At 67.5% G+C, this 25,165-nt stretch carries 22 protein-coding genes and 1 CRISPR repeat array; of the genes, 10 read left to right on the top strand and 12 right to left on the bottom strand.

Annotated features, from left to right (window positions below; translation table 11 throughout):
* On the top strand, positions 1–1,014 hold a 1,014-nt coding region (locus tag ABT297_RS43260; RefSeq protein WP_502885713.1), incomplete at its 5' end, for a transposase.
* A 312-nt stretch (positions 1,015–1,326) separates the two neighbouring features.
* Here the strand turns inward: ABT297_RS43260 and ABT297_RS38310 are convergent.
* The gene (locus tag ABT297_RS38310) at positions 1,327–2,142 is read right to left on the bottom strand and encodes a hypothetical protein (protein ID WP_350557501.1); all 816 of its coding nucleotides are present in this window, start codon (positions 2,140–2,142) and stop codon (positions 1,327–1,329) included.
* A 411-nt stretch (positions 2,143–2,553) separates the two neighbouring features.
* Here ABT297_RS38310 and ABT297_RS38315 point away from each other — a divergent pair, with 411 nt between their 5' ends.
* From ABT297_RS38315 to ABT297_RS38325, 3 genes are all read left to right on the top strand, one after another.
* Entirely contained in the window at positions 2,554–3,153 is a 600-nt protein-coding gene (locus ABT297_RS38315) for a DUF6308 family protein (RefSeq protein ID WP_350557503.1), read from the top strand.
* A 226-nt stretch (positions 3,154–3,379) separates the two neighbouring features.
* Positions 3,380–4,525 carry a hypothetical protein gene (locus ABT297_RS38320; protein ID WP_350557505.1) on the top strand — a complete coding sequence of 382 codons (1,146 nt, stop codon included), beginning with the start codon at positions 3,380–3,382 and terminating at the stop codon, positions 4,523–4,525.
* A 58-nt stretch (positions 4,526–4,583) separates the two neighbouring features.
* Positions 4,584–5,858, top strand: a complete 1,275-nt coding sequence (locus ABT297_RS38325; RefSeq protein ID WP_350557507.1) for a HEPN/Toprim-associated domain-containing protein — start codon at positions 4,584–4,586, stop codon at positions 5,856–5,858.
* A gap of 92 nt (positions 5,859–5,950) precedes the next feature.
* Here ABT297_RS38325 and ABT297_RS38330 read toward each other — a convergent pair whose 3' ends face one another.
* The 4 genes from ABT297_RS38330 to ABT297_RS38345 all read right to left on the bottom strand — a co-directional run bounded on the left by ABT297_RS38330 (position 5,951) and on the right by ABT297_RS38345 (position 10,051).
* The gene (locus tag ABT297_RS38330; protein WP_350557509.1) at positions 5,951–6,349 is read right to left on the bottom strand and encodes a hypothetical protein; all 399 of its coding nucleotides are present in this window, start codon (positions 6,347–6,349) and stop codon (positions 5,951–5,953) included.
* A gap of 8 nt (positions 6,350–6,357) precedes the next feature.
* Positions 6,358–7,770, bottom strand: coding sequence for a DUF8370 family protein (locus tag ABT297_RS38335; RefSeq protein WP_350557511.1), 1,413 nt, complete (start codon positions 7,768–7,770; stop codon positions 6,358–6,360).
* 497 nt (positions 7,771–8,267) lie between these two features.
* A complete protein-coding gene (locus tag ABT297_RS38340; protein ID WP_350557512.1) occupies positions 8,268–9,092 on the bottom strand; it encodes an ABC transporter permease in 825 nt (274 codons plus the stop codon).
* Complete coding sequence (locus ABT297_RS38345) at positions 9,089–10,051, bottom strand: ATP-binding cassette domain-containing protein (protein ID WP_350557514.1); 963 nt, start codon at positions 10,049–10,051, stop codon at positions 9,089–9,091. The genes ABT297_RS38340 and ABT297_RS38345 overlap by 4 nt, the downstream gene beginning before the upstream one ends.
* A gap of 83 nt (positions 10,052–10,134) precedes the next feature.
* Between ABT297_RS38345 and ABT297_RS38350 the strand changes: the two genes are divergently transcribed.
* From ABT297_RS38350 to ABT297_RS38360, 3 genes are read left to right on the top strand one after another with little or no spacing between them, the layout of a single operon-like run.
* Positions 10,135–10,749 (top strand): TetR/AcrR family transcriptional regulator, encoded by a 615-nt coding sequence (locus ABT297_RS38350; RefSeq protein WP_350557516.1) that lies wholly within the window; start codon positions 10,135–10,137, stop codon positions 10,747–10,749.
* Between the two features lie 32 nt (positions 10,750–10,781).
* A complete protein-coding gene (locus tag ABT297_RS38355; RefSeq protein ID WP_350557518.1) occupies positions 10,782–11,417 on the top strand; it encodes a class I SAM-dependent methyltransferase in 636 nt (211 codons plus the stop codon).
* A 28-nt stretch (positions 11,418–11,445) separates the two neighbouring features.
* Positions 11,446–12,243, top strand: coding sequence for a phosphotransferase family protein (locus ABT297_RS38360; protein WP_350557520.1), 798 nt, complete (start codon positions 11,446–11,448; stop codon positions 12,241–12,243).
* A 55-nt stretch (positions 12,244–12,298) separates the two neighbouring features.
* On the opposite strand, the gene ABT297_RS38365 is transcribed toward ABT297_RS38360, so the two are convergent.
* The 7 genes from ABT297_RS38365 to ABT297_RS38395 form a co-directional block, all read right to left on the bottom strand.
* Positions 12,299–13,501 carry an RNA polymerase sigma factor gene (locus ABT297_RS38365; RefSeq protein WP_350557522.1) on the bottom strand — a complete coding sequence of 401 codons (1,203 nt, stop codon included), beginning with the start codon at positions 13,499–13,501 and terminating at the stop codon, positions 12,299–12,301.
* On the bottom strand, positions 13,498–13,839 hold the full coding sequence (locus tag ABT297_RS38370; protein WP_350557524.1) for a YciI family protein: 342 nt from the start codon (positions 13,837–13,839) through the stop codon (positions 13,498–13,500). Before ABT297_RS38370 ends, ABT297_RS38365 begins: the two co-directional genes overlap by 4 nt.
* Positions 13,840–13,852: 13 nt before the next feature.
* Positions 13,853–14,254: a VOC family protein gene (locus ABT297_RS38375; RefSeq protein WP_350557526.1), complete on the bottom strand. Its 402-nt coding sequence runs from the start codon at positions 14,252–14,254 to the stop codon at positions 13,853–13,855.
* A 168-nt stretch (positions 14,255–14,422) separates the two neighbouring features.
* The gene (locus tag ABT297_RS38380) at positions 14,423–14,599 is read right to left on the bottom strand and encodes a hypothetical protein (RefSeq protein WP_350557528.1); all 177 of its coding nucleotides are present in this window, start codon (positions 14,597–14,599) and stop codon (positions 14,423–14,425) included.
* A 379-nt stretch (positions 14,600–14,978) separates the two neighbouring features.
* Entirely contained in the window at positions 14,979–15,269 is a 291-nt protein-coding gene (locus ABT297_RS38385; RefSeq protein ID WP_350557530.1) for a sulfurtransferase TusA family protein, read from the bottom strand.
* On the bottom strand, positions 15,266–16,321 hold the full coding sequence (locus ABT297_RS38390; protein WP_350557532.1) for a cysteine desulfurase family protein: 1,056 nt from the start codon (positions 16,319–16,321) through the stop codon (positions 15,266–15,268). The genes ABT297_RS38385 and ABT297_RS38390 overlap by 4 nt, the downstream gene beginning before the upstream one ends.
* Before the next feature lie 93 nt (positions 16,322–16,414).
* Entirely contained in the window at positions 16,415–17,080 is a 666-nt protein-coding gene (locus ABT297_RS38395; protein WP_350557534.1) for an ArsR/SmtB family transcription factor, read from the bottom strand.
* A gap of 69 nt (positions 17,081–17,149) precedes the next feature.
* Here ABT297_RS38395 and ABT297_RS38400 point away from each other — a divergent pair, with 69 nt between their 5' ends.
* The 3 genes from ABT297_RS38400 to cas3 all read left to right on the top strand — a co-directional run bounded on the left by ABT297_RS38400 (position 17,150) and on the right by cas3 (position 24,469).
* Positions 17,150–18,514 carry an MBL fold metallo-hydrolase gene (locus ABT297_RS38400; RefSeq protein WP_350557536.1) on the top strand — a complete coding sequence of 455 codons (1,365 nt, stop codon included), beginning with the start codon at positions 17,150–17,152 and terminating at the stop codon, positions 18,512–18,514.
* Positions 18,511–19,797 (top strand): MFS transporter, encoded by a 1,287-nt coding sequence (locus ABT297_RS38405; RefSeq protein WP_350557538.1) that lies wholly within the window; start codon positions 18,511–18,513, stop codon positions 19,795–19,797. Before ABT297_RS38400 ends, ABT297_RS38405 begins: the two co-directional genes overlap by 4 nt.
* A gap of 441 nt (positions 19,798–20,238) precedes the next feature.
* Positions 20,239–21,919: a CRISPR direct-repeat array (repeat unit 37 nt; unit sequence GTTGCGATCCTCGCCCGACCCGAAGGCCGGGCGCAGC).
* A 285-nt stretch (positions 21,920–22,204) separates the two neighbouring features.
* Complete coding sequence (cas3, locus tag ABT297_RS38410; protein WP_350557540.1) at positions 22,205–24,469, top strand: CRISPR-associated helicase Cas3'; 2,265 nt, start codon at positions 22,205–22,207, stop codon at positions 24,467–24,469.
* Positions 24,470–25,165 lie beyond the last annotated feature (696 nt).

Here is a 25,165-nt window from a genome sequence, read left to right on the forward strand (position 1 = left end):
CGGCTGGATCACGCCCACCACCGCCAGGTCGCCGGTGACAGCCCGGCCGTGGAGGCGGTCAAGCTCCTCGCCCGCGCCCACCAGAACCTGATCTGGGACCGCACCCGCCAGGTCCTACGACTGCGTGCAACGCTGCGAGAGTTCTTCCCCGCCGCCCTGCAAACCTTCGACGACCTCACCGCCAGCGACGCCCTCGAACTGCTCGACCGGGCACCCGACCCGGACCGCGCCGCCCACCTGCCACGCCTCACCATCGTCGCCGCGCTGCGCCGGGCCGGACGCCGCAACCTCGACGCCAGAGCCGACGCGATTCTGCAAACACTACGCCGGGACCAGCTGCGCCAACCCGCCCCGGTGCAGCACGCCTACGCCGCGATCGTGTCCAGCCAGGTCCAGCTCATCAACATCCTCAACATCGAAATCGACGAACTCGGGCAGGTGGTGGCCGACCATTTCGGCCGGCACCAGGACGCTGAACGCTACCTGAGCCTGCCCGGCCTCGGCCCCGTCCTCAGCGCCCGGATCCTCGGCGAGTTCGGCGACGACCCCCACCACTACACCGACCCCAAGCCCGCCGCAACTACGCCGGCACCTCACCGATCACCCGCGCCTCCGGCACCCGCCGCGTCGTCATCGCCCGCTACGCCCGCAACCGCCGCATCCCCGACGCGGTCCATCAATGGGCCTTCTGCGCCATGCGCGGCTCACCCGGCGCCCGCGCCTACTACAACACCCTCCGCCAACGCGGCACCAGCCACCAAGCCGCCCTCCGGCAGCTCAGCAACCGCCTCGTCGGCATCCTCCACGGCTGCCTCAAAACCGGCGCCGACTACGACGAACACACCGCCTGGGGCCATCTGCAGCCGACTACTTGACAACAACAGAACATCGGATTTCTGCCGCGATCCGGGCTTGTCCGGCACCGTACATCGGGTCAACGCGAGGATGCCCCGGCCGAACGGCCGGGGCATCGATCGCTTACTCGGACGCGAAACTGGCTTCTACGATCAGTGAGCGACCAGTCGCGTTCCGGTTTTGCAGTTCTGTGACGTGCCCCGGCTAGAGACAAACCTGCACGGCTCGATCGCGACCTAATCCATGTTGAGCTGGGCGGATGCGCCGGTTGACGTGGGGACGGCGCCTCCAAAGCGGTTGCAGGTTGGCGGTTCCGACTCGGCATCACGCACCGGCGATCGCGGACCGCCCCTGGGAACGCGTCATTGCCCTCATTTTCGGCTGCGGCGGCCGCAGTGGCCGAAACGGCGAGGGTGATCTCGGAGGAGCAGTGAGCGATTGAGACCGTCCGTATCGGGGGCGGTCGGCGCGTCACGCCACGACACGCAACAGGGCGCCGGTCATTGCGATCAACGTCTCGACCTCGGCCCGACTGTACTTGTAGTCCTTGGTGCCCGGGTCCACGTGCATGGCCCCGCTGGCTTGGTCCTCCATCGCCGCCCGGATCAAGGCCCATCGCTCAGCGGCGGTGATGTCACCCTTGTCCTTCTTTCCTGGCCAGTTCCAGCCGCTTGTCTTCTTGATGGTCTCCAGTGCCTTACGCACCTGGAGCATCGCAGAGTCGATCTCGTTGCCGCCTAGCAGCCGTTGGGCCTCGCGGAGGAAGTCAGCGACGACTCTGCGTGGCTCATCGTCGGCGGGAAAGGGGATCAGCATCTCCGCCCCGAGCGTGCGGCCGAGCCCGGCGAGCTGCTGGCGCCACCTGCTCTCGGCGATGCTCAGGTGCTCGGTGATCTCAGATGCCCCAGGAAAGCCGGACGACTGCGGCAGGAAGCCGCGCACCTGAAGTTCCAGGCGAAGGTCGCCGGCTCGATGCTGCTCCAATGCCAGCAGTTGGGCGTTGGTGATGAGGTACTGAAGCGTCGGCCGTCGGACCTCACCGGTCGCATTGAACGGGACGGATACGTTCGCCGAATCGAGCGGTGCACGCGGTCCGGTTTCCTGCGGAGCGTAGAGGGTCGTCTCCAGGCACAGCAGCCGTCCGGCCTCCGCGCCGACCTGCGGGATGCCGACCTCCAGTTGGAGCTGGAAGTAGTGGGTGCGCATCCCCTTGAAGATCCAAATACTCTCCGGGGCGACACTAACGGTGTACGTCCCGAGGGCTGCCTCGAACCTGAGCTGATCCACGCGGTGCCTCCCTAGTTGCCAGCATCCACTGTGGACCATCAGGCGGCCTATGGCGACTGGGTTTGGTCGCCGTACGCGGCCATGCCATGTGGTACGTCAGCATTTCCCGTCTATCGTGTACGGCTGCGACCGCGAGTACGGCTTGACTAACTGCGCCGGCGTAGCCCTCGGCCAGTATGGTGCCGTGCATGACACCTCCGGTGACCATCGACCTGACGGCGGGCTTTGTCGGCGAGGTGTTGGGGCCAGTCCCGATCGATGAGGCGGCGACCCGGATCCGGGTTTACTGCACGTCGCGGTACAGCGGCTGGGCCGTCTACGACCTGGCTGGTGTCAGCGCGCGGTCGGCGGGCCTGTTGACGGAGGTCACAGCGTGGTCGCTCCTGTTCGCCAACGCGCTGAACGGCCAGGGTGGAACTCACGCAGCTTGCAGACTTCAACCGGGCGCGCCGACGCGAGTTCGCCGATCGGATCGGCCGTATCCCGGCGAACCGCGATCTGCACCGCATGACCGACGACGAGATCGCCGCGGTGGTCCACGCGTGCCAGTTCGGCTTCGACGGTGCCTGGGCGCCGAGGATCACCAAGCTGGGCGCGCTGTACCGGCCAGCCGCGATCCCGGTCTTGGACGGCTACGTCGGGATGGCGTTCGGCTACCAACGCGACGATCTCAGCGTCAAGGTCCAGCGCTTCGGTCTTAACCGCCAGGAGCGGATCGCCGCGATCGTCCGCGCGCTGGCGGTGTACCTGCGCGACCACCGGGATACGGTGGCGCAGCTCCGGACGCTGGTGTCGCCGACGGTGCCCGAGCCGGCGTTGGAGTCCGAGCCGGCGCCGCTGATCCCAGATTTGCGGCTGCTGGACATGGTCGTGTGGACCGCGATGGACGATCGCATCGCCGCCCGTGCGGGACGGTCGCCACGATGGCTCGGCCGACCGATCGGCGCCCACATCCCCATCGAGGCAGTCGCACCGGAACCCATCCATCCGGCCCGGGGCGGCGCAGGCTGAGGGCCGTCCTCGCCGTTGTCGCGCACTGGTCGCCAGGTGCGCCGAGCGCTGCGACTTCCTCTAGGATTTCAACGCCTCAGCGAGATCGATGGCGGTCAGCACCTGGGGCCACCGTGCTGCAGAGCGAGCCGGTTTTCGATGAGCGGTACATCCCAAGCGTGGTGCCGAGCGGGTTCGGGCTGCGGCTCGGTGTCGGCTCGCCGCAACCGTGCAGGAGGATGAGAGGGTGACGGCTCACCAGTCCTCGACTCCGATTGACAGCGGCGTTCGTGTCCGACCTCGCCCGACCGTGCGCTTTGACGCACGAAACGGCGATTGGTACCTCGGTGAGCGGCTGCGCCGCTGTGACGGTAGCGGGAACGTAGTGGCCCATGTCGATGACCTGCCCGGGTGCTCCGCCTCAGACCTGTTGCGTGCGATGCGACGCCGGCACGCCTACTACGGTGACGGCGCGACGCTGCTCATCAGCAAGGTTCCTGTAGGGTTCTTCGACGACGAAGAGAGCCCCGTGGGCGCGGTCGCCTTTGAACTGCACGACAATACCCTCAATCTCGATGTCACTGTCCTGTTCGATGATCTCGACGATGAGAATGAAGTATCCGGCCGATTTAGCAGTGCCCTAGCCCCGTTGCTCCGGCGCTACCGGATGACGTTCTCATCAGCGTGGCCGGACCCGGACTATGTTGCACCGCCGTGGCCGTGGCATGTACGAGTGACCTTGAGCCCCCGAGGCCGCGACCTCGGCGAACTGTTTCGATTGGGCCAAGACATCGGGCAGCTCGTGCGGGCCATGACCGACGGTAAACTCACCCGGGTCACGGCAGGGGACCTCGTACGGGGCGGTCATGCCCATGTCTTGATCGGCCAGCCCGAAGGACACTGGTTGGATGTGAAGAGCCAGCACTACGACGCCAGTGAGCATGGCCAAATCTCCCTGGCCCAAGCCGTCGCACGATTCTGCAATGCGGAGTCAGGGGGCCTCGTCGTGATCGGTATGAACACGAAGAAGGTGCCGGGCGGCGAGGAGATCCGCGGGTTGTGTCCAGTACCCCGAGACAACCGCATGGTTCGCCGCTATGAGCAGATCCTGGAGCGACGACTGTTTCCACCGCCGGATGGCCTGGCCGTCGAAGCCGTCGCAATGGGCGAGGAGATGCTGGTGCTCATCGATGTCCCCCCGCAGCAGGAGGAACTCAAGCCGTTCCTTGTCCACGGCGCGATCGTTGACGGACGAATCGAGGGTGCTTTCATTAGCATCGTGCGACGCCGTGGTGAAGCCTCTATCCCGATCACTGCCCCTATGATCCATTCGACCTTAGCGGCGGGGCGCGGACTCCTTAGGCGCGGTGAGATTCCACGGCAAGAAATCTGAGTTTGGTTGGAGAAGCGGACAGGTCTGTCCGCATGGTCCACGTTGTGGAGAGTGGGACGTGAGCACCTACAAGAGCATCTTTGTCGACGGCAAGGAAGTTTTCTCCTTCCGTAACGAGTTTCATCCGGAAACCGTGTACTACTTCACGTTGGCAGACCTTCAAAGACTTCGCGGTCGAGAAGCCTTGCCATACACGGTCGGCGCTTACGGTGGTGACCCTTACGAAGATGATCTGTCCGAACTTGAGCTTCCGGTGTTCATGGCATCCGCGCGGGACGTTAGGGAAAGACTTGAGGTATTGGGCTATGGCGAACCGCTCGTGCGGCGGCTGTACGAGCTGATTCTTAGTGAGGGCTCGTCCGGGCTTTATACGCAAAAGGAAAATGGGTCTGACGATCAGGACGGTCTTGGCGATCCGCTCACGCTCGAAGATTGGCCGTATGACGACTGGAAGTGTGACGTCAGCGACCATGTGAAGCGAAAAAGGCAGCTCGACGGCCCGGTAAACGCTGTCGGTCTTCGCGATCTCGGACCGCTCAGCGTGCTCCAGGAGATGGATGAGCGAATCGTGATGCGCGCGATCCTGGAGTCAGTTGAGGACACAGCGCAAGTCGCGGTTGACGCCGGGGAGCTTGAAGAATGCGATTGGCTTACCGTTTACGACGACGACAAAGACGAGGATTTCGGGTCAGAGGACATCAATAAGGGACGAGGAGTTGGACCGCCAATCGTTATCACCGAGGGCAGCTTCGACGCATTCGTTCTCAGTAACGCGATCGCGCTAATTAGACCACACCTCGTCTCCTATATAAAGTTTCTAGACTACGACACAGGCGCCGAAGGTGGGGCATCCGCCGCTATCCGGGCGCTCAAAGCATTTGCTGCGGCTGGCGTCGCCAACCGCATTGTGGCTATCTTTGACAACGACAGCGCCGCCTACGAGGCCGTCATGGGTTTACGAGACACCCGGCTGCCCAGCCACTATCGGGTCATTCACTACCCCGATCTCGACCTGGCCGCCGAGTACCCAACCCTCGGCCCCCAGGGGCAAGCCACTATGAACGTCAACCGCTTAGCGGGCTCCATCGAGCTTTACCTCGGCACGGACGTACTCTGTGACGCCGACGGGCTACAGCGCCCAGTTCAATGGAAGGGCTACATGGGCAAAGTCAAGTCCTACCAAGGAGAAGTGGTCGACAAGAGCGCGGTTCAACGCGCGTTCCGCGAAAAACTCCAAGCAGCCCAAGCGAATTCAAACCTGATTGAAACCCAAGACTGGTCCGGGATAGAGCTGATCCTGGATCATCTCGTTAGCCAACTTGGCTCATTCTGAGACGAGGTCTGGTCCAGCGCCGCCATCCACCACAGTAGACCTATCGTTCCGTTCGGCCAGTGGACAGTTGTGGCCCCGAGCGGAGCGGGGCGTCAGCGGTGGTTGTCTCGGGGATTCTCCACGGTGAACCACCGGTTCCCTCGGACTGATGCATCGTAGCCGTGGTGGCGGCCCTTGTACTGCTGGAGCGCTGCCTGCCACTGACTGAGGATGAGGACTGCGTCGCTGTTCTGCGGGAGGGTCTCCTCGTCGAGCATGTCGACGAAGGCGTGGCTGGGGTCCTTTTCGATGACCTTGCTGAGCTCACTGAGGAGACGGTTGAGCATCTTGATCTTGAGAGTGTTGACGACGCCATCCTGCTTTTTCTTGGACAGCTCGGTCATCTCGCGGTGGGCGGCCTCCAGCATTGGAACGAGCCGGTCATATGTCGCTGCCTGTTCGTCGGTTGGTGACGGCGAGGAGCCGTCGTTCGGTTTGTCGGTGCGGGGCATACGTTCTCCTACTTCGGGAGCAGGCGGGTGAACTCGACGTGCTTCTTGCGCAGGGCCTCGATGGGGCGCCGTTCGGAATCGAGCAGGGCGACCATGAGGTCGAGGTCGGAGTCGTCCAGGCACAGGACCGCACGGCGCTTGGAGGAGTGTAGGTCGACGATGTTGCGCTGGACTGGTGCCTTCGGCGGGTTGCGCGCGACGAGGACGCCGAAACGGCCCATGTCCTCGTCGTCAAGGTAGCGGTGGAGCTGATTGACATGCTCCGAATCGAGCGCTGTGACGTTCTTGAGCTCGAAGACGAGCTGGCGCGCGCCGTATTGGTCTCGGAGGTCTGTTAAGAACGGTGTTTTGCCGTCGTTGTGGAAGATGACGTCTCGGATATGAGCTCCGCTGATCGTTCGTTCCTGCTGGCCGGCGAGGTCGAGCTCGGGGTAGAGCAACGAGGACAGCACGTCGAACGCGAGGTCCTCGAATTTCTTGTCTGCTCCGTTGTCGCGGCCAGTCGGCAGCGCCTTGATCTCTGCGACCTTCTTCTTTACGGTCGTGAGTCTGAGCGGAGTGAAGAGCGGGTCTGGGGCGCACACGCCGGCTGCGGCCTCCCGTTCGGCGACGTAGCCGCGGACCGTGTCGAAGTGCGCGCGGTTGTAGGTGAGTACGTCCTGCTTGGCGACGGCCCTGCCCGCGCGGCCCGGCGGAAGCACGAGCGGCGCGTAGGCGGTGCGGTAGTAGTCGCCGTAGTTGATCCAGGGCAGCCGGCGGAGCAGGTTCAGTGGCGCGAGTAGGACGGGCGAGCCGTCGGAGGGGTTGTGCGGTAGGCGCGCGTCGAACGGTCGCCAATCAAGCGCCGCGGCGTCCCAGCCCATGAGGCTGCGGCGGGCCGTGTGAATGCCCCAGTCCTTACAGCGGCGCTCGGTGAACTCAGTGAGCCAGCGCTTGATGACTGAGGCGGTCATGTCGCTGATGCGGTCTTCAGCAATGCCGGGCACGAGCAGTGAAAGGATCTCAAGGTGGTCCAGGCCAGCGGCTTGGAACTGCGGGACCTGTTGGAACGTGCGGACAATGCCTTCGATGGTGCCGGGACCGAGCGCTGAGCCCCGCTTGGTTCCGGCCGCGTAGCCCAGGCCGAGCTCGACCGGCTCACTGACCTCTGACAGGAGCATCCTCGCTCGGGTGGCCCGTCCGTCGACGGCGTGCTTGCGGACTTCATCTACAAAGCCGAGCAGATCGGCGTGAAGCCGTCGGTACTCAGGATCGTCGGACTTCCAGAGCAGGAACGGGTCGAGGTAGAGCGGGAGGTCCTCGCGCAGGTGGGGAACAACGAAGTCCACCTCGTCCTGTCGGATCACCAGGCCGAAGACGTCGCTGAGGCGCGGGTTGACGATACCGGCGGCAGGATCGACCCCTTCGCCGTCCGCTGCCACGTCGCCCAGCCTTTCGCCGTTTCTACGAGGCTACGCTAACGGAGAGCCCCGACAATTTCCGGCGCGCACATCCACGTTCCTGGCGTCTTGCCCTGGATTTGGCTCGGTTTGCCCGCACACGTACAGGTACCGATGCGCGTTCATTCCGGGCGAGTGTCAACGTCCATCGGGTCAACGCGAGGATGCCCCGGCCGAACGGCCAGGGCATCCTCGATCGCCTACTCGAACGTGAAACTGGCTTCCACGATAAGTGACCGACCAGTTACGTTGCGGTTTTGCAGTTCTGTGACGTGCCCCCGGCGGGATACATCCCTAAACTGCTCCCCTTGGGGACGCCTGGCGATAGCCGCTGACCTGCCCATTGGTTAGATCCTGACGGTCTGTGTCGCGGTTTCCATGGTCGGCCCACCGGGTCGGGCCGACCATGGAAACCCGGTCCACGGCGATGATCAGGTTGCGATCATCAGAAGCTGTGGTGCTTGCTTGATCTTGTCGGATCAGTCGCTGTGGCGGTAGGCGCGTACGGCGAGGGGGACGAATAGGGCGAGGATGCCTGTGGTCCAGGTGAGCGCGAGCAGGGTTTCGCCGGTGACGGTGTGCCCGGCGGGTAGGGCGCCTTGGCCGAGGGTGAGTCCGCGCAGGGCGTTGGCGATGATCGTGATGGGTTGGTGTTCGGCGAAGGCTTGCAGCCAGCCGGGCATGGTCTGGGTGGGTAGGAACACCGAGCTGGTCAGGGTCATCGGGAAGACGACCATGTAGATGGCGGCCTGGATGGCTTCGCTGTTGCGTACGGCCAGGCCGATGAAGGCCATCAGCCAGGAGCAGGCGTAGCCGAAGGCGAGCGCGACGGCCATGGCGGCGATCATGCCGCCGACTCCGTTGTGCCAGCGGAAGCCGAGCGCGATGCCGACGGCCAGTTGCAGGCCGAGGATGAACGTGTTGCGGATCAGGTCGGACAGGGTACGCCCGGCGAGGACGGCGGTTCGGGCCATGGGCAGGGAGCGGAAGCGGTCGAGGACGCCCTTGGTGATGTCGTTGTTGAGGCCGTAGGCGGTGGGCGCGGATCCGAAGACGGCGGATTGGGCGAGGATGCCGGGGATGAGCCAGTACACGTACTCGCCCTGGGCCGCTGCGGGTAGGGCGGCTTGGATGGCGCCGCCGAAGACGTAGAGGAACATGAGCATGAACACGACGGGCTGGATCGTGGACAGGATCAGCAGGTCGGGCAGGCGGACGTTCGCGAGGAGGTTGCGCCGGGTGATGACACCTGTGTGGGTCAGCGCCCGGCCGACGTAACGAGTGGAGATGGTCGTGGTGGTCATGCTGCCCTTCCGGCGAGTTCGCGCTGGGCGTGGCTTTTTCGGGTGAGGGAGAGGAACACGTCGTCGAGGGTGGGCCGGTGCAGTGCCACGTCGGTGGGGGTGATGGCGGCCTGGTCGAGCAGCCGCAGCGCGTGCCGCAGGGTGAGCGGGCCGTCCGGCGCGGGCAGGACGATCTGACCAGGGGCGGCGGCAGGCTGCGCGGCGAGCGACCCGAGCGCCGCCAGCGTTGCTGCCCGCTGCTCGGCGGGGACCGTGAGTTCGACTACGGCGCTGCCGGTGCGGTCTTTGAGCTCGGTGGCGGCGCCTTCGGTGAGCAGGCGGCCGCGGTCGATGACCGCGATGCGGTCGGCGAGCTGATCGGCTTCGTCGAGGTATTGCGTAGTAAGCAGGACGGTGGTGCCCTCGGCGGTCAGGTCGCGGACGAGCCGCCAGAGGTCTTGCCGGCTCGCGGGGTCGACACCGGTCGTGGGTTCGTCGAGGAACAGCACCTGGGGCCGGCCGATCAGGCTCGCGGCGAGGTCGATGAGTCGGCGCATGCCACCGGAGTAGGTCTTGATCTGCCGGTCGGCGGCATCGTCGAGGTGGATGCGGTGCAGCACCTGATCGGTGCGGGCGTGGGCGTCGCGGCGGGACAGGCCGTAGAGACGGCCGATCATGGCGATGTTCTCCCGGCCGGTGAGGTGGTCGTCGAGGGCGGCGAACTGCCCGGCCAGGCCGATGCGCTCGCGCACTTTCGCCGGTTGCCGGGCGACGTCGTACCCGGCTACCCGGACGGTGCCCGTGTCGGGGCGTAGCAGCGTGGCGAGGATGCGGATGAGGGTGGTCTTGCCCGCGCCGTTGGGGCCGAGCAGCCCGTAGATCACTCCTGGCGCGATGGTCAGGCTCAACCCGTCGAGGGCTGTGGTGCCGTCGCGGAACTGTTTGGTCACCTCATCGATGGTGATGATCGGGTCGTTCATCTCGACCTCCGGATCTTGTTTACTTGAGAGTCAACATAAGCTCAAGTACACTCCGAAGTCAACAAGTCTTCAAAGGGGGCTCTATGGCCGGGGCGAACTCCGAGCCGGTGCGTCGGCTTCCGCGTGCCGAGCGGCGGGAGCAGATCCTCGCGGCGGCGACGACCGCGTTCGCCCGCAACGGATTCGCGGCTACCGGGCTGGACGACATCGCTGCCGAGGCCGGGATCACCCGGGTGATCCTCTACCGGCACTTCGACACCAAGACCGACCTGTATCAGGCCGCTCTGGACCGGTTCTGCGCCAGGCTGTCCGACCATGTGGCCGAGCCGGTCGGTGGGTTCACCGACGCCAGCGTCGACGGGCTGCTCAAGGCCGCGATCGCCGAACCGGACGGGTTCCGGCTGCTGTTCGTGCACGCCGCACGTGAACCGGAGTTCAAAGCCGCCGCCGAGCGGTTCCGCTCCGACATCACCGAAATCGCCCTGGTGCAGATCTCGCAGGTCGTCGCCGACGAAGCGTGGGCGCGGTGGGCCGCGCGTCTGGCGCCGACCGCGGCGATCGAGGCGATCATCGCCTGGCTCGACGCCGGACAACCCGACCCGGATCTGGCCGCCGACCGGGTCCGGCACGTCATCGCCGGAGTCATCACCGCCGCAGCCGCGCGCACCGGCCTCGACTGCCTGCCCCCAACCGCCTGACATCACCCATCCCTGACCGGCCGGAGGCCACCGTGAGCGCAGCACCCGACCAGACCGCGAAAGTCCTGCGCGCCTGGGAGAAATCGGCACCGGGCTACGACAAGCAGATCGCGTTCTTCGAGAAGAACTGGTTCGGCGGTGGCCGTCAGTGGCTCGCCGCCCGTGCCCAGGGCCGGGTCCTGGAGGTGGCCATCGGCACCGGCCTCAACCTGCCGTTCTACCCCGCCGAGGTCACGATCACCGGGGTCGAGCTGAGCCCGGCGATGCTGGCCATCGCCCGCCAGCGCGCCGCCGATCTCGGCCTCGGCGTGGATCTGCACGAAGGCGACGCCCAGGCGCTGCCGTTCGCCGACGCCTCGTTCGACACGGTCGTCTGTGCACTGTCGCTGTGCACGATCCCCGACCCGACCGCCGCGATCGCCGAGATGAAGCGAGTCCTCGTACCCGGTGGGCGGCTGCTGCTGCTCGACCACATCGCCAGCACCTGGCCACCGCTCCACGCCGCCCAGTGGCTGCTGGAGCGGTTGACCATCCGGGCCGCCGGGGAGCACTTCACCCGCCGCCAGCTCCCCCTCGTCCGGGCGGCCGGGTTCGAGATCGTGGAGGCCGAGCGGCTCAAGGCCGGCACCGTCGAGCGGATCTTCGCCCGCAAGCACGGCGGCAACTGATGAACGCCGCTGCCCAGGAGGCGCGCAGATGATGGGAGGCAAGCTCGGCGCGGGCCGCGAGGCGCAGGTGTACGCGTGGGGCGACGATGCGGTCGTCAAGCTGTACCGCCCGGGATTCGGCGGGCACCGCGCCGAGGTGATGGCGTTGAGGTCGCTGAACGGCCATCGTGTCGCCCCGAGGCTGATCGACGTCGCGGACTGCGACGGGCGTACCGGCCTCGTCCTGGAACGCCTGGACGGGCCGGACATGCTGACACTGCTGCAACGCCAACCGTGGCGGGTGCGCAGCCTGGCCCGCGCGCTGGCCAAGGCCCACCTCGCCATCCACGCCGTCCAGGCCCCGCCCGAACTTCCCGACCTCCGCCAGGTCCTCGCGTCGCGCATCCAGGACGCCGAAATGCCACCGCGGTTGCGCGACTTCGCCCTGCGCGTACTCGACGGACTCCCCGACGGCGACCGCCTGTGCCACGGCGACTACCACCCCGGCAACGTCCTGCTCACCGCCGACCGGGTCGCCGTCATCGACTGGTCGTGCGCGGCACGCGGCATGCCGGAGGCCGACCACGCGCGGGCTCTCCTGCTGCTGCGCTGGGCCGATCCGCTGCCCGGCACACCGCTGCTGTCTCGCGCGCTGATGGCGACCGGTCGGTCGGTGTTCGCCCACGGGTACGTGCGCAACTACGCCAGCGGCGGGAAGCTGTCGTCACGGCAGGTGGACTCGTGGCTGATCGTCCACGCAGCCGCACGCCTGAGCGAGGGTATCGAGGCCGAACAGCCCATGCTCATTGGGCTTCTTGACCGCGCCGCGCGCAAGGCCACCCGGTGAAGGACGAGCGGGCTGGCCTTCGGCGGCCCGTCGGGGCCGCTCAGCTACCGGGCGGTCACGCCCAGCTGATCCGTTGCCGTAGTAGCGACTGCTCCGCCGGGTTCGCCGTCAGCGCCAGGGCTCGCGCGTCGGCTTGTCGTGCTCCGTTGGAGCGGCCGAGGTCACGCAGGAGTTCAGCGCGGGTGGCGTGCCACAGGTGGTAGCCGCCCAGGGAGTTGGCGAGGGCGTCCACCTCGGCGAGCGCTTGCTGTGGCCCAGTGACGTATCGCAGGGCGACGGCGCGGTGCAGCTTGGTCACCGGCGACGGGGCCAGCCCGTCGAGCATGGTGTACAGCACCAGGATCTGCTCCCAGTCGGTGTCCTGCCAGCGAGGCGCTTCGGCGTGCACGGCGACGATCGCCGCCTGCAGCTGGTACGGCCCCGGCTTCTTGACGCTGGCCGCCTTGGCGATCAGCCGGGTCGCGTCGGCGATCGCCCCGTGGTTCCACAGGGTGCGGTCCTGGTCGGGCAGCTGAACGATCTCGCCGTCGTCGGTGAAGCGGGCCGCAGTACGGGCGCGGTGCAGCCGAATCAACGCGAGTAGGCCGAGGACTTCCGGCTCGGTGGGCATCAGGCCGGCCAGCATCGCGGCAAGGAACTCGGCGTCTTCGGCCAGGTGCGCCGAGGCCGCGTCATCGCCACCGCCGGTAGGCAGGTATGCCTCGTTGAACAGCAGGTACACCACCGTCAGCACCTCGGCCAGCCTGCCGCCGAGTTCGTCGGCGTCGGGGATGCGATACGGGATGCCCGCGTCGGCGATCTTCCGCTTGGCGCGGGTGATCCGCTGCGCCACGGTCGTCTCGGGGATGAGGAACGCCTTGGCGATCTGCGCCGTAGTGAGGCCGCAGACTACCCGCAGTGTCAGGGCGATCTGGGCGGTGCGGGGCAAGGCCGGGTGGCAGCAGGTGAAGATCAGCCGTAGCCGGTCGTCCGGCTCCGGTTGCCGCGGCGGCCACGCGGCCAGGGCGAGCTTGTCGCGGTAGCGGGCGTTACGGCGCAGCACGTCCAGACCACGACGCCGGGCGACGGTGTAGAGCCAGCCGTCCGGGTTGGCCGGGATTCCTTCGACGGGCCAGTGCTCCAGGGCTGCCTCGACGGCGTCGGCGACCAGATCTTCGGCGGCGGAGAAGTCGCCGATCAAACTCACGAGGGAGGCGGCGAGCCGGCCCGCGTGCTCACGCACCACGCGGGCCAGCTCCGCCTCCGCTGCCGTACTCACCCGGCGATGGGCCGGATCTCGACAAGCGGGCACGCCGGCCAGGTCTTGACCAGCCGCAGTGCCTCGTCCAGGTCGGCGACGTCGATCTCGGCGAAGCCGGAGATGACCTCCTTGCCTTCCACGAATGGCCCGTCGGTGATCACCGGTTCGCCGCCCTCCATCCGCACCGTCGTCGCGGTCTGCGGTGGCATCAGATACGTGTGACCTTTGATCTTGTCCGTGTTGTCGGCGAACCACTGCCGCACCCGCCCGTAAGCCCGCTCCCGCTCGGCCTCGTCCATCGCGGCCAGGTCGGCGGCGAACTGCTCGGTGTCGACGAACATCAGCACATACTTCACGGCTACCAGCCTCTCAGCTCGCGGTGGGCAGCGGGCAGTACAGGTCGATCCCGTTGCCGTCCGGGTCGAGCATGGTGGCGTAGCGGTGGCCCCAGAACGCGTCCCACGGCTCGCGCGATCCGGTGTAGCCGGCATCGACGAGCTCGGCGTACTTGGCGTCGACGTCGGCCGGGGTGTCGAACTGGAACGCCAGGAAGATCGGCGGACTGCCCGCAGTCCGGGTCCAGCCGGGGCGGGCCATCGCGGTGAACTTCTCCTCGTCCAGCATCAGGTGCAGCCCGTTGGGCAGGTCGCACCCGGCGTGCTCGGCGTAGCCGGGGTCGACCTGGAAGTCCAGGCCCAGGTGTCGGAAGAACGCGATCGACGCGCCGATGTCGGCGACGACGACGTCCAGGGTGTTCATGACCGGATTCATGCGTGCTGCTCCCTCGATCAGGTGTGCTTTCACCTCCTAGACGACCGGCGGGAGCCCGGATACGACACCGCGTCAAGATTCTTTTATATTCATGCCGCCCCTGACCGCCCTGGCCCGGCCGCCGCCGTTCGCGGCTTCCCGCGCTGCGACGACGCGCCTTGGCGGCGTTCACTGGCGGGTTGCCCTTCGCTGCTCCATGATCGGCTTGAGCGCGAGGAGCGCACCGACCACGAACACGGCTGTCGCCAGGTAGATGAGGCCGAGATGGCCCAAGGTGTCGAGGCCGTACGGGTAATGCGCCGGCGCCACGGTCGCGAGGCCGGTCGCGGCGATGAACCCCGCCACGGCGATGTGCAGGTGCGAGATGTAGTTGTACAGCTGCGGGCTGACTCCCGGATCTCGGGTCGGCCCACATCGACCAGGTCAGGGCCTATGCCCAGCTCCAGGAACGCGCCGGTGACGTTGCGGATGAAGAAGATCAACGCGTAGCCGACGAACGCCAGACCGGCCGCCATGAGCCCTGCGCCAAGGCGCAGCATGCCGGGTTCGGCGACCGTCGAGGAACGGCGGGCGACGGTTGTCATGATGCCCCTTGCAACGCCGGTCCGCCGGACCGGGCTGCGGGCACTGCCCGGTCCGGGCAAGCCACCATCTCCTCGATTATCCCAATTATCGATCTTGGCGGCGTGCGCTCGCTCTCACCTGTCGGGCTGCGGCCGGGATGCTACGTGCGTTGCGCCGGGTGCCACGGGTTCGCGGCGGCGGTCGGCTGGGTCGCGGCGGCGAGCCGCAGCGCGTAGGTGAACCGTTGCGCGGGCACCGGGCCAAGGTAGTGGTGGCCGGTCAGGTGACACCATGCCGGGAGGTCCAGCGGCGCGGCCGGGTCGGTGGCGATCACGTGCACCATGGTTGCGGCGGGCAGCCCGGTGATGAAACGGCGCAAGTCCAGCAGCAGCGTCACGCACAGCTGGTCGCCGCCGTCGAACACTCGGATCTCGGGAGACTGCGCAGTCATGACACGGGGCTGGAGACTGCGCCGGCCGCGGTGGCGAGGAGGTCCGCGGCGTACTGGATATCCGCCTCGGTGGTGGTGAGGCCGACTGACAGTCGGATCGCGGCAGCCACCCTCGCTGGATCCAGTCCCATCGCGGTCAGCACCGGGGAGCTGACCGAGCCGTCATGGCATGCCGAACCGGTCGACGCTGCGATCTGCGGGATCGTGGCGAGCAGCTGCGCGCCGATGGTCGCGGTGATGCTGATGTTGAGGGTGTTCGGCAGCCGCCGCTGCGGATGGCCATTGAGCAGCACACGCTGGCCGAGAGCCTCGACGAGCAGCCGGTGCAGCAGATCACGCATGGCGGTCAGGTGCGCATGGCTGGCGGCGAGGGTTGTGCTGGCGTGCTCGGCGGCGGCGCCGACCCCGGCGATCGCGGCGACGTTCTCGGTGCCCGAACGCAGGCCGTGCTCCTGGCCGCCGCCGCGAATCACGGGCTGCACCGTCACACCTTCGCGCAGGTACAGGGCGCCGACGCCTTTCGGGCCGCCGAACTTGTGCCCCGCGACGGTCAGCAGGTCCACGCCGATGTCGTCCACGCTGTAGGGCAGTTTGCCGGTGGTCTGGGCGGCGTCGGTGTGAAACAGTGCCCCGGCGTCGTGAGTGAGGGCGGCCAGCTCCGCGATGGGTTGGATGGTGCCGGTCTCGTTGTTGGCGTACATCACCGACACCAGCACCGTGTCATCGGTCAGGGCCCCGGCCAGGTCGGTGGGGCGGACCAGGCCGTGCTCGTCGACGGGCAGGACGGTCACGCGGATGCCGTGTGCGGTGAGGGCTCGGCAGGTCTGCAGGACGGCGGGGTGTTCGGTGGCCTGGGTGATGACGTGCCCGGTGCGGCCTGCGGTGACGCCGCAGATGGCCTGCGTGTTGGCTTCGCTGCCGCAGCCGGTGAACACGATCTGCTCAGGTCGCGCGCCCAGCAGGTCGGCGACCTGGGCGCGGGCGGTGGCGACGGCCTGGCGGGGTTGCGTTGCCGTAGTGGTGGCCGCTGGACGGGTTGCCGAACTCGTCACGCAGGTAGCGGGTCATCGTGTCGAGGACACCGGGCGCGAGGGGTGTGGTGGCGTTGTGGTCCAGATACACGGGAAGGTCCATGACCGCCGCCTCTACGCGGTGGTGCTGACGGGTAGGCCGGCCAGCCGCCACTCGGTCACGCCGTCGGTCAGTCGCGCGGCGCGGCGGCCGTGGGCTTGCAGCACCTTGACCCCCTCGTGCGCGAACACGCAGTACGGGCCGCGGCAGTAGGCCACCACCTCCCGATCGACGGGCACCTCGTCCAGGCGCGCTTCGAGCTGCTCGACGGGGATATTGACCGCGCCTGGCAGGTGCCCGGCGGCGTACTCCAGCTCCGGACGCACGTCCACCAGCGTCACCTCATCGCTGCTCATCCGCCGGGCCAGCTCGGCATGGTCGAGCACCGCGATGTCCGGGCCGTCGCCGAAGTAGGCGTCACGGGCCGAGCGCACATCCGGCAGCCGGGCGGCGGCGATCTCGCGGGCGCGTACCAGCAGATCGAGGACGTCGGGACCGGCGATGCGGTAGAAGATGCGGGTGCCGTCGCGGCGGGTGGCCACCAGCCCCGCCTGCTTGAGCGTCTGCAAATGCGCCGACGCGGTCGTCAGGTTCAGCCCGGCCGCTACGGCGAGGGCGTCCACGGTGCGTTCGGCCTGGGCGAGCAGATCGAGGAGCTCCAGCCGCTTGCCGTTGGCGAGTGCCTTGCCGACCCGGGCCAGCTGCTCGAACAGGGCCGTCTTGAGGTTCGTGTCACCCATCCTCGCCATCCTCCAAACTTCCATGGAATAGTATCAGACCTGAAGGCGAGCGGAGACGAGGAGCAGAAAATGGGCACGATCGACGACCAGCTGGTCGCGCTGGTGGACGAGGGCCTGGGCAACAGCGCCTACCTGCTCGACCTCGGCGACGGCCGTGCCCTGGCCGTTGACCCACCCCGCGACCTGCGCGCACTACGGCAGGCTGCCGACCGGCGCGGCTTACGCGTGACGTACGCCGCCGACACGCACCTGCACGCCGACTTCCTCACCGGCGCCGTACAGCTCGCCGCCGACGACGGCGCCACGATCCTCGCCTCCGCCGCCGGGATGCGCGCCTTCGACCACCGCGGGCTGCACGACGGCGACGAGATCGACCTCGGCGGGCTGACCCTGCGCGCCCTGGCCACCCCGGGGCACACCGACGAGCACCTGTCGTTCCTGCTCCTCGACGGCGGTACGCCGGTCGGGGTATTCACCGGCGGCTCGCTGATCGTCGACGCGGCGGCCCGCACCGACCTGCTCGGCAGCGACCGCACCCTGGAGCTTGCCCACGCCCAGTACGCGTCTCTGCACCGGCTCGCGGCCCTACCCGACCCGACCGCGGTGTGGCCGACCCACGGAGCCGGATCGTTCTGCTCCGCCCCGCCCGGCACCGCACGCACCTCCACCATCGGCGAGCAGAAGCAGACCAACCCGCTGCTGGCCGCACCCGACGCCGACACCTTCGCCCGCCACCTGACCACAAGCCTCGGCTCCTACCCGGCGTACTTCCGCTGGCTGGCCGAGGTCAACCGGCAAGGCCCACCGGTGCTCACCGAACAGCCCGTCCTCCCGCGCCTTGCGGTCGAGCAGGTCCGCGCCCACCTACAGGACGGAGCCGTGGTCGTGGACGTGCGGCCGATCGCCGACGTCGCCGCAGGGCACATCCCCGGCGCGGTCTCCATCGCCCTACGATCGGCATTCGCGACCTGGCTCGGCTGGGTCATCGACCCCACCACCCCGATCGTCGTCGTCCGCAACCCCGACCAGCCCGCCGCAGACATCGTCTGGCCCGCCCTCAACATCGGCTACAGCCGCATCCGCGGCGAACTCGCCGGTGGCATGCCCGCCTGGACCGCCGCCGGGCAACCGGTCACGACCATCGCCCTCGTCGCGCCCGGCGCCGTCGACGGCCGGGTGCTCGACATCCGCCAAGACAGCGAGTACACCGCCGGCCACCTGCCCCACGCCGAGCACATCGAACTGGGCTCCCTGCCCGACCACGCCGGCGACATTGAGGCCGAACCGGTGACCGTCATGTGCGGACACGGCGAGCGCGCCATGACCGCCGCGACACTCCTGCAGCGCCACGGCCACCGGCGTGTCTCCGTCCTCGACGGCGGTCCAACCGACTGGGCCCACGCCACCGGCACCAGCCTGGAGCACGGCGCATGACCACCACCACGACCAGCAGCCGGACCCCGATCCGGCTGGGGCTGCGCGCCAACCTGGCCCAGTTCGTACTCCTGGTCGCCGTCAACGCCCTCGTCGGCGGCATGATCGGCCAGGAACGCACCGTCCTGCCGCTGCTGGCCGACCAGGTATTCGCCATCGGCGCATTCACCGCCTCGCTGACCTTCATCGTCGCGTTCGGCATCACCAAAGCCCTGACCAACCTCGCCGCAGGCAGCCTGTCCGACCGCTACGGCCGCAAACCCGTCCTCGTCGCCGGATGGCTCATCGGCTTGCCGGTACCGCTCATGCTGATCTGGGCACCGTCATGGGGCTGGATCATCGCCGCCAACATCCTGCTCGGCATCAACCAGGGCCTGACCTGGTCCACCACCATCGTCATGAAAATCGACCTCGTCGGCCCCGCCCGCCGCGGCCTGGCCATGGGCTTCAACGAGGCCGCCGGGTACCTCGCGGTCGCGGCGACGGCGCTGGCCACCGGCTGGCTGGCCGCCGAGTACGGTCTGCGGCCCGTCCCGTTCTATCTCGGCATCGCCTTCGCCGCCCTCGGCCTCGGCCTGTCCACAGTGCTCGTCCGCGAGACCCGTGGACACGCCCGGCACGAGGCCGCCAACCACGTTCCCCGCAACGCCGAGCACCACGACGAGCTCACCGGGCGGCAGATCTTCACGCTCACCAGCTTCAAGGAGAAGGCGCTGTCCGCGGCCAGCCAAGCCGGCCTGGTCAACAACCTCAACGACGGCCTCGCCTGGGGCCTGTACCCGATCCTGTTCGCCACCAGCGGCCTCGGCGTCGCCCGCATCGGCGTCCTCGTCGCCCTCTACCCCGCAGTCTGGGGCCTCGGGCAGATGGTCACCGGCTGGCTGTCCGACCACTGGGGCCGCAAATGGCTCATCACCGCCGGCATGCTGCTGCAGGCCGTCGGCATCGGCCTCGTCGCCGCAGCATCCACCTTCGCCCCGTGGGCGATCGCCGCCATCCTCATGGGCGCCGGCACCGCCCTCGTCTACCCCACCCTGCTCGCCGTCATCGGCGACGTCGCCCACCCCACCTGGCGCGCCCGCGCCGTCGGCGTCTACCGCCTATGGCGCGACCTCGGCTACGCCGTCGGCGCGCTTCTCGCCGGAGTCACCGCCGACCTGTTCGGCCTGCGTCCGGCTATCTGGATCATCGCCGCGATCACTGCCGCTTCGGGCCTCGTCGTCGCGGTTCGCATGTATGAGACGCACCTCCCGCCCGCATCGACGGAGCCTCTTCACGAGTAGGGGAGCAGGTTGGTGCCCACCTCGACCTGGCTTTGCCTGTCGAGACGCGCCCCCAATCGCGATGGGATACCGTGTCTGAGCAGCGGGAACGCCGTGAAGGCGCAGGTCGATCTCTACGGCGGGATACATCGCTAAACTGCTCCCCCCACGGACGCCTGGCCATCGCGGCTGACCTGCTGATTGGCTGACCCGTCCACAACCGCCACGTTCCCATGTTCGGCGCGTCCCGTCGAACATGGGAACGGACCGACGGGTCCTACGACGTCGCGATCATCAGCGGGACGTGGCAGCTAGCATAACGCGTACGGCCCTGCTGCCCAGCGGTTCTGCCACAAGCTTGTGGACCCGATGTGGCAGAACCCGAACCGCATTCCCGCAGCAATCCCGCGGTGCAGCGGTCACGCACGAAGGTGTTGTACTCCTTCGGTACTTCTCCGAGACGTTGCGATCCTCGCCCCACCCGAAGGCCGGGCGCAGCCGCCGGTGACCGTGACCTTGATCCAGAGCCCGCGCAGGTTGCGATCCTCGCCCGACCCGAAGGCCGGGCGCAGCCGGCATTCAGCCGTGGCAGCCCGACCGGGACAAGGTATTGCGATCCTCGCCCGACCCGAAGGCCGGGCGCAGCGGTCCTGTGTAGCACGCGTGAGTGTTACGTACATCAATGTTGCGATCCTCGCCCGACCCGAAGGCCGGGCGCAGCACGATCGTGTCCCAGTCGCGGGCGTCGACCAGCATGGCGTTGCGATCCTCGCCCGACCCGAAGGCCGGGCGCAGCCGCCGAGCAGAACGCCGGACATCAATCCACCGAGCAGTTGCGATCCTCGCCCGACCCGAAGGCCGGGCGCAGCCCTCCCCGACTTCCTGCTTCCCACCCGCGCCGAACTCTGTTGCGATCCTCGCCCGACCCGAAGGCCGGGCGCAGCCCCGGCGGGCGGCGTGCTGGCGCTGGTGGGCGCGGTCCTGGTTGCGATCCTCGCCCGACCCGAAGGCCGGGCGCAGCCAACTACCGGGCCATGGCGATCGCCAACGGCCTGCCCGCGTTGCGATCCTCGCCCGACCCGAAGGCCGGGCGCAGCCGGCCACACCGCGTGGGGCATCACCGCCGAGTCGCTGGTTGCGATCCTCGCCCGACCCGAAGGCCGGGCGCAGCTTCTCCTTCTTGCTCACGCCGCCTCCTGGGCTGCATGTTGCGATCCTCGCCCGACCCGAAGGCCGGGCGCAGCCAGCGATGGCCGTGGTCGTCTTCGCGGCCCGGCCGGAGTTGCGATCCTCGCCCGACCCGAAGGCCGGGCGCAGCTTGTAGGACAGGCCGTGCATCAGCCACCTCCGAACAGGTTGCGATCCTCGCCCGACCCGAAGGCCGGGCGCAGCCCCGGCCCGACGTCGGTGTAGGCCAGGCGCGAATCGGCGTTGCGATCCTCGCCCGACCCGAAGGCCGGGCGCAGCTGCCCGGCAACCCGGGTCATGAATCCAGCCCAATCGTTGCGATCCTCGCCCGACCCGAAGGCCGGGCGCAGCCGGCGACGTCACCGACGAACGCGTTCAAGCTCCCGTTGCGATCCTCGCCCGACCCGAAGGCCGGGCGCAGCCGCCGCCCCCTTCCACACCAGCCAGGCGGGCACCATCGCGTTGCGATCCTCGCCCGACCCGAAGGCCGGGCGCAGCGGCGGAGCCATCAGGATATGCACGTGAGGCGCGCCCCGTTCCTGTTGCGATCCTCGCCCGACCCGAAGGCCGGGCGCAGCCACGAGTCCGGTCGATGCGGCCATCAGAGGATCCGGTAGTTGCGATCCTCGCCCGACCCGAAGGCCGGGCGCAGCGGCCAAGCACTAACGCATCGACCACCGCGCATCAACCGTTGCGATCCTCGCCCGACCCGAAGGCCGGGCGCAGCCGTCGTCACGAGCTCTTTCGCTGCCGGCGACAACTTGGCGTTGCGATCCTCGCCCGACCCGAAGGCCGGGCGCAGCTCGGCATTGTAATCAGCGATAATGACCGCCAAGGCTCCAGTTGCGATCCTCGCCCGACCCGAAGGCCGGGCGCAGCAGCGACAACCTCCCAACACATCCCGCTAGCAGCGCTTCGGTTGCGATCCTCGCCCGACCCGAAGGCCGGGCGCAGCTCTTCCTCAATAGGGAAGATAGCCGGATGCTGGCATGGGCTTCACTGTTCGACGGCGCGATTTGCGTGGTTGATCCGGATTCTGTGGTTAGGAACCTCCGGTGTTTGGAGCGTGAGCCTGAGGTTCCTAGATCACGAAACGCTGTCGGTGCGCATCGATATCATCCCGGAGCGCCGGCCGACGACGGCTGTGGGCCCATGCTCTGGGGTCGTGTCTGGAGCGGCTGCCTAGCGTTGCGTGTGGTTAGTGTCGGCATCGATTTCGGTCGTTTGGGAAGGATTCCGTGTGTCTGGAACGGCCTCTCTGTGGGCGCATAGCCCCGCTCCAGGTGGCATCGGTTGGCATGCCTTGCGGGACCATTTGCGTGGGACGGGCGAGTTGGCGAGACGCTTCGCGTCGCCGTTCGGTGGTGGAGACGTGGCGTATTGGCTCGGGGCGCTGCACGATGTGGGAAAGGCTGGATGCGACTGGCAGAGGAAGTTGAAGACGGTCGCTGGTACCGACCAGCCGGTTGGTATCGACCATAAGGCGTTGGGTACTCGTCTTGCGTCGGAGCGCGGTTTGGGTCGTTTGGCCGTTGCGATCTATGGCCACCATGGTGGGCTGGTCGACGTTTCTGACCTTGGTGCAGCTGTGAAGGAACGTCTGGCGAAAAACCGGGGGAACGTGGCGTCCGCTGAGCAGGCGCTGTCGCAGTTGCTTCCGGACCTGCCGCCGAGTCTCGCCGGGCTGGTCCCAGCATCGTGGCGGCAGGATCCGCGAGTCGGTGAGATGGCCGTTCGCCTGTGTTTCAGCGCCTTGGTGGATGCCGACAGCCTGGACACCAGCGCGCATTTCCAAGGGTTGGCCGAGCCGCGAGTTCGTGACGTTGTCGACTTCGGCTACCTCTACGATTTGTTCGAGCGGCGGCGGGGCGAAGCCGTGGCAGGGCGAGGAACCGCGTCGATCGGTGCGGTGCGGGAACAGGTCTTTGCCGATTGTGTGGCCGCTGCCGGGGAGCCGTCCGGCATGTTCCGGCTGGGCGCCCCAACCGGCGCGGGCAAGACCCTGGCCAGTGCCGGGTTCGCGCTGCGGCATGCGAAGGAGCGCGGCATGCATCGGGTCATCGTGGCCGTGCCGTTTCTAACCATCACCGAGCAGAACGCCAGTGTGTATCGGCGGATGCTGGACGAGGATGGTGTGGAACCTCGCGTGCTGGAGCACCATAGCCAGGCCGACTTCGATGACGGCCGGGGCGGTCGCTGGGCACGGCTGGCTGCGGAGAATTGGGACGCGCCGTTTGTGGTCACGACGTTTGTCCGGCTTTTCGAGTCGCTGTTTGGCCGGAAGCCCTCGGCGATGCGTCGGGTGCACCGATTGGCCAACTCGGTGATCGTGCTGGACGAGGTTCAGGCGTTGCCGCACCGGATGCTCGCGCCGATTCTCGACGGACTGCGGCTGCTGGTGGAGCATTTCGGCACGACAGTGCTGCTGTCATCGGCGACGCAGCCGGAGTTCTGGGCGTTGAACGAGTTTGGCGACCTGCCGGTCACGGACCTGATTCGGGACACACCGAAGTTGGTCAACGACCTGCGGCGCGTCCGGTTCGAGTGGCAGCTGGAGCCGAAACCGACGCTGGTGGAGATCGCCGCGCAAGCCGCGGTGGACGGGTCCGCCCTAGTGGTCACCAACACGACCGCAGACGCCAAGACTGTGTTCGATCACTGGCGCGACAGCGAACCGGAGGGTGTGGCGTGGCATCTGTCCACCCGCATGTGTCCGGATCACCGGCGGCGGGTGCTCGAGCAGGCGCGGCAGCGCCTTCAGAACGGCGAACGTGTCCTGCTCGTGTCGACCCAGCTCATCGAGGCTGGCGTTGATGTCGATTTCCCAGTGGTGTTCCGTGCGCAGGCACCGGCCGACTCGTTGCTGCAGGCCGCTGGCCGAGCCAACAGGGAGGGGCGCCTGGCCAGCGGGCGCGTGATCGTCTTCGCGCCGGCCGACGGTGGTCAGCCACCGGCGTACAAGACGCTGGTCGACTGCACAAGACGGCATTTCGGTCCGGGCAGGAGCGATCCTGACAACCCGAATGCCCTACCGGGCTACTACACAGACGTGTATGACGCGTTGAACCTTGCTGATGGCCGTCATGTCGGTCAGCAGATCCAGCAGGCTCGGGCACGGTGGGCGTTTCAGACGGTGACCGACGGCCCGCTGGACGGCAGTACCGGCCGCCGTGACTCGAAGCTGGCGTTCCGGATGATCGACGACGAGGGCATCTCCGTGGTTACCCCACAGGGCGCTGAGACGCCAGAACAGCAGCGAGATCTCGAGGAGCTGATCGAACGACTGCGACGCGATCCGGTGCCGGCCATGGCGCAGCTGCGTCGGCTCCAGCCGTATACCACGAACGTCCACCCGAGCGCGTTGCGATCGGCTGGCGTCAGTGCCTTGATGCGACCGCTTCTCGGTACCGAGGTGCGTCGCGGCGCGCTCGTCGAGTGGTGTGGCGGATACGACCGCCACACCGGCATCGACCTTGATCCCAGATTCGAGGATTTCGTCTTGTAGCCAGCCCGGTGGCCGCGTCGGTCGCGACCGGTCTACCGCGTACTGCCCTGATCAGGCCATGAACGAATGCAAGGCGCCAGCTGCCGCGATAGCTGCCACTACTCCGGCGGTCGGCCCCTGCGTCGTTTCGATGAGGGCTCCGAGAGCACTGCTGATGCCCAGGATTACCGCCCAGCGCAGTGGCAGACGTTTCGGGCTGCCTGGTCGTCGCTGAACGGTGCGTCTGCCGTCTACAGTCATGCAGTTTCCCTTCAACATGTGAGGCGGGGAACCTGGCGGTCCGCTGTTCGCGCAGCGGACCGCTCTTTGTTCGAGCGGGCGTCCGCCAGGCGTACTGGCGTCGTCGGTCGCGACAGGGGATCATGGATGGAAGATCAGCTCAACCCGCCAGCTTTCATGAACTTCGCTGGATTGTTAGGCTGTGCGAGCGCCCGCTTGGATCAACCTATTCACGGCCTGGGTCTCGGCCGTTCTTTCGCCCCGCCGGCGGCTTGGCTGGCGGGCGCGAGGCTGCGCCGCTGTCAGGTGGCGAGGATCGCAACATGAAGGCTGGGGCGATTGCCGTGGCAACCGGAATGTCGTGGGGGGGGCGGGGGGCGGGCCCCCACCCGCGGGTGGGGGTGGGTGCTGGACACCGCTGTACACCCCTCACCAAGTGTGAAATATGGTATTGGGGGTGTTGGGGGTGTATTTGGG

This window comes from Dactylosporangium sp. NPDC000555 (assembly GCF_040300025.1).
Lineage (GTDB): Bacteria > Actinomycetota > Actinomycetes > Mycobacteriales > Micromonosporaceae > Dactylosporangium.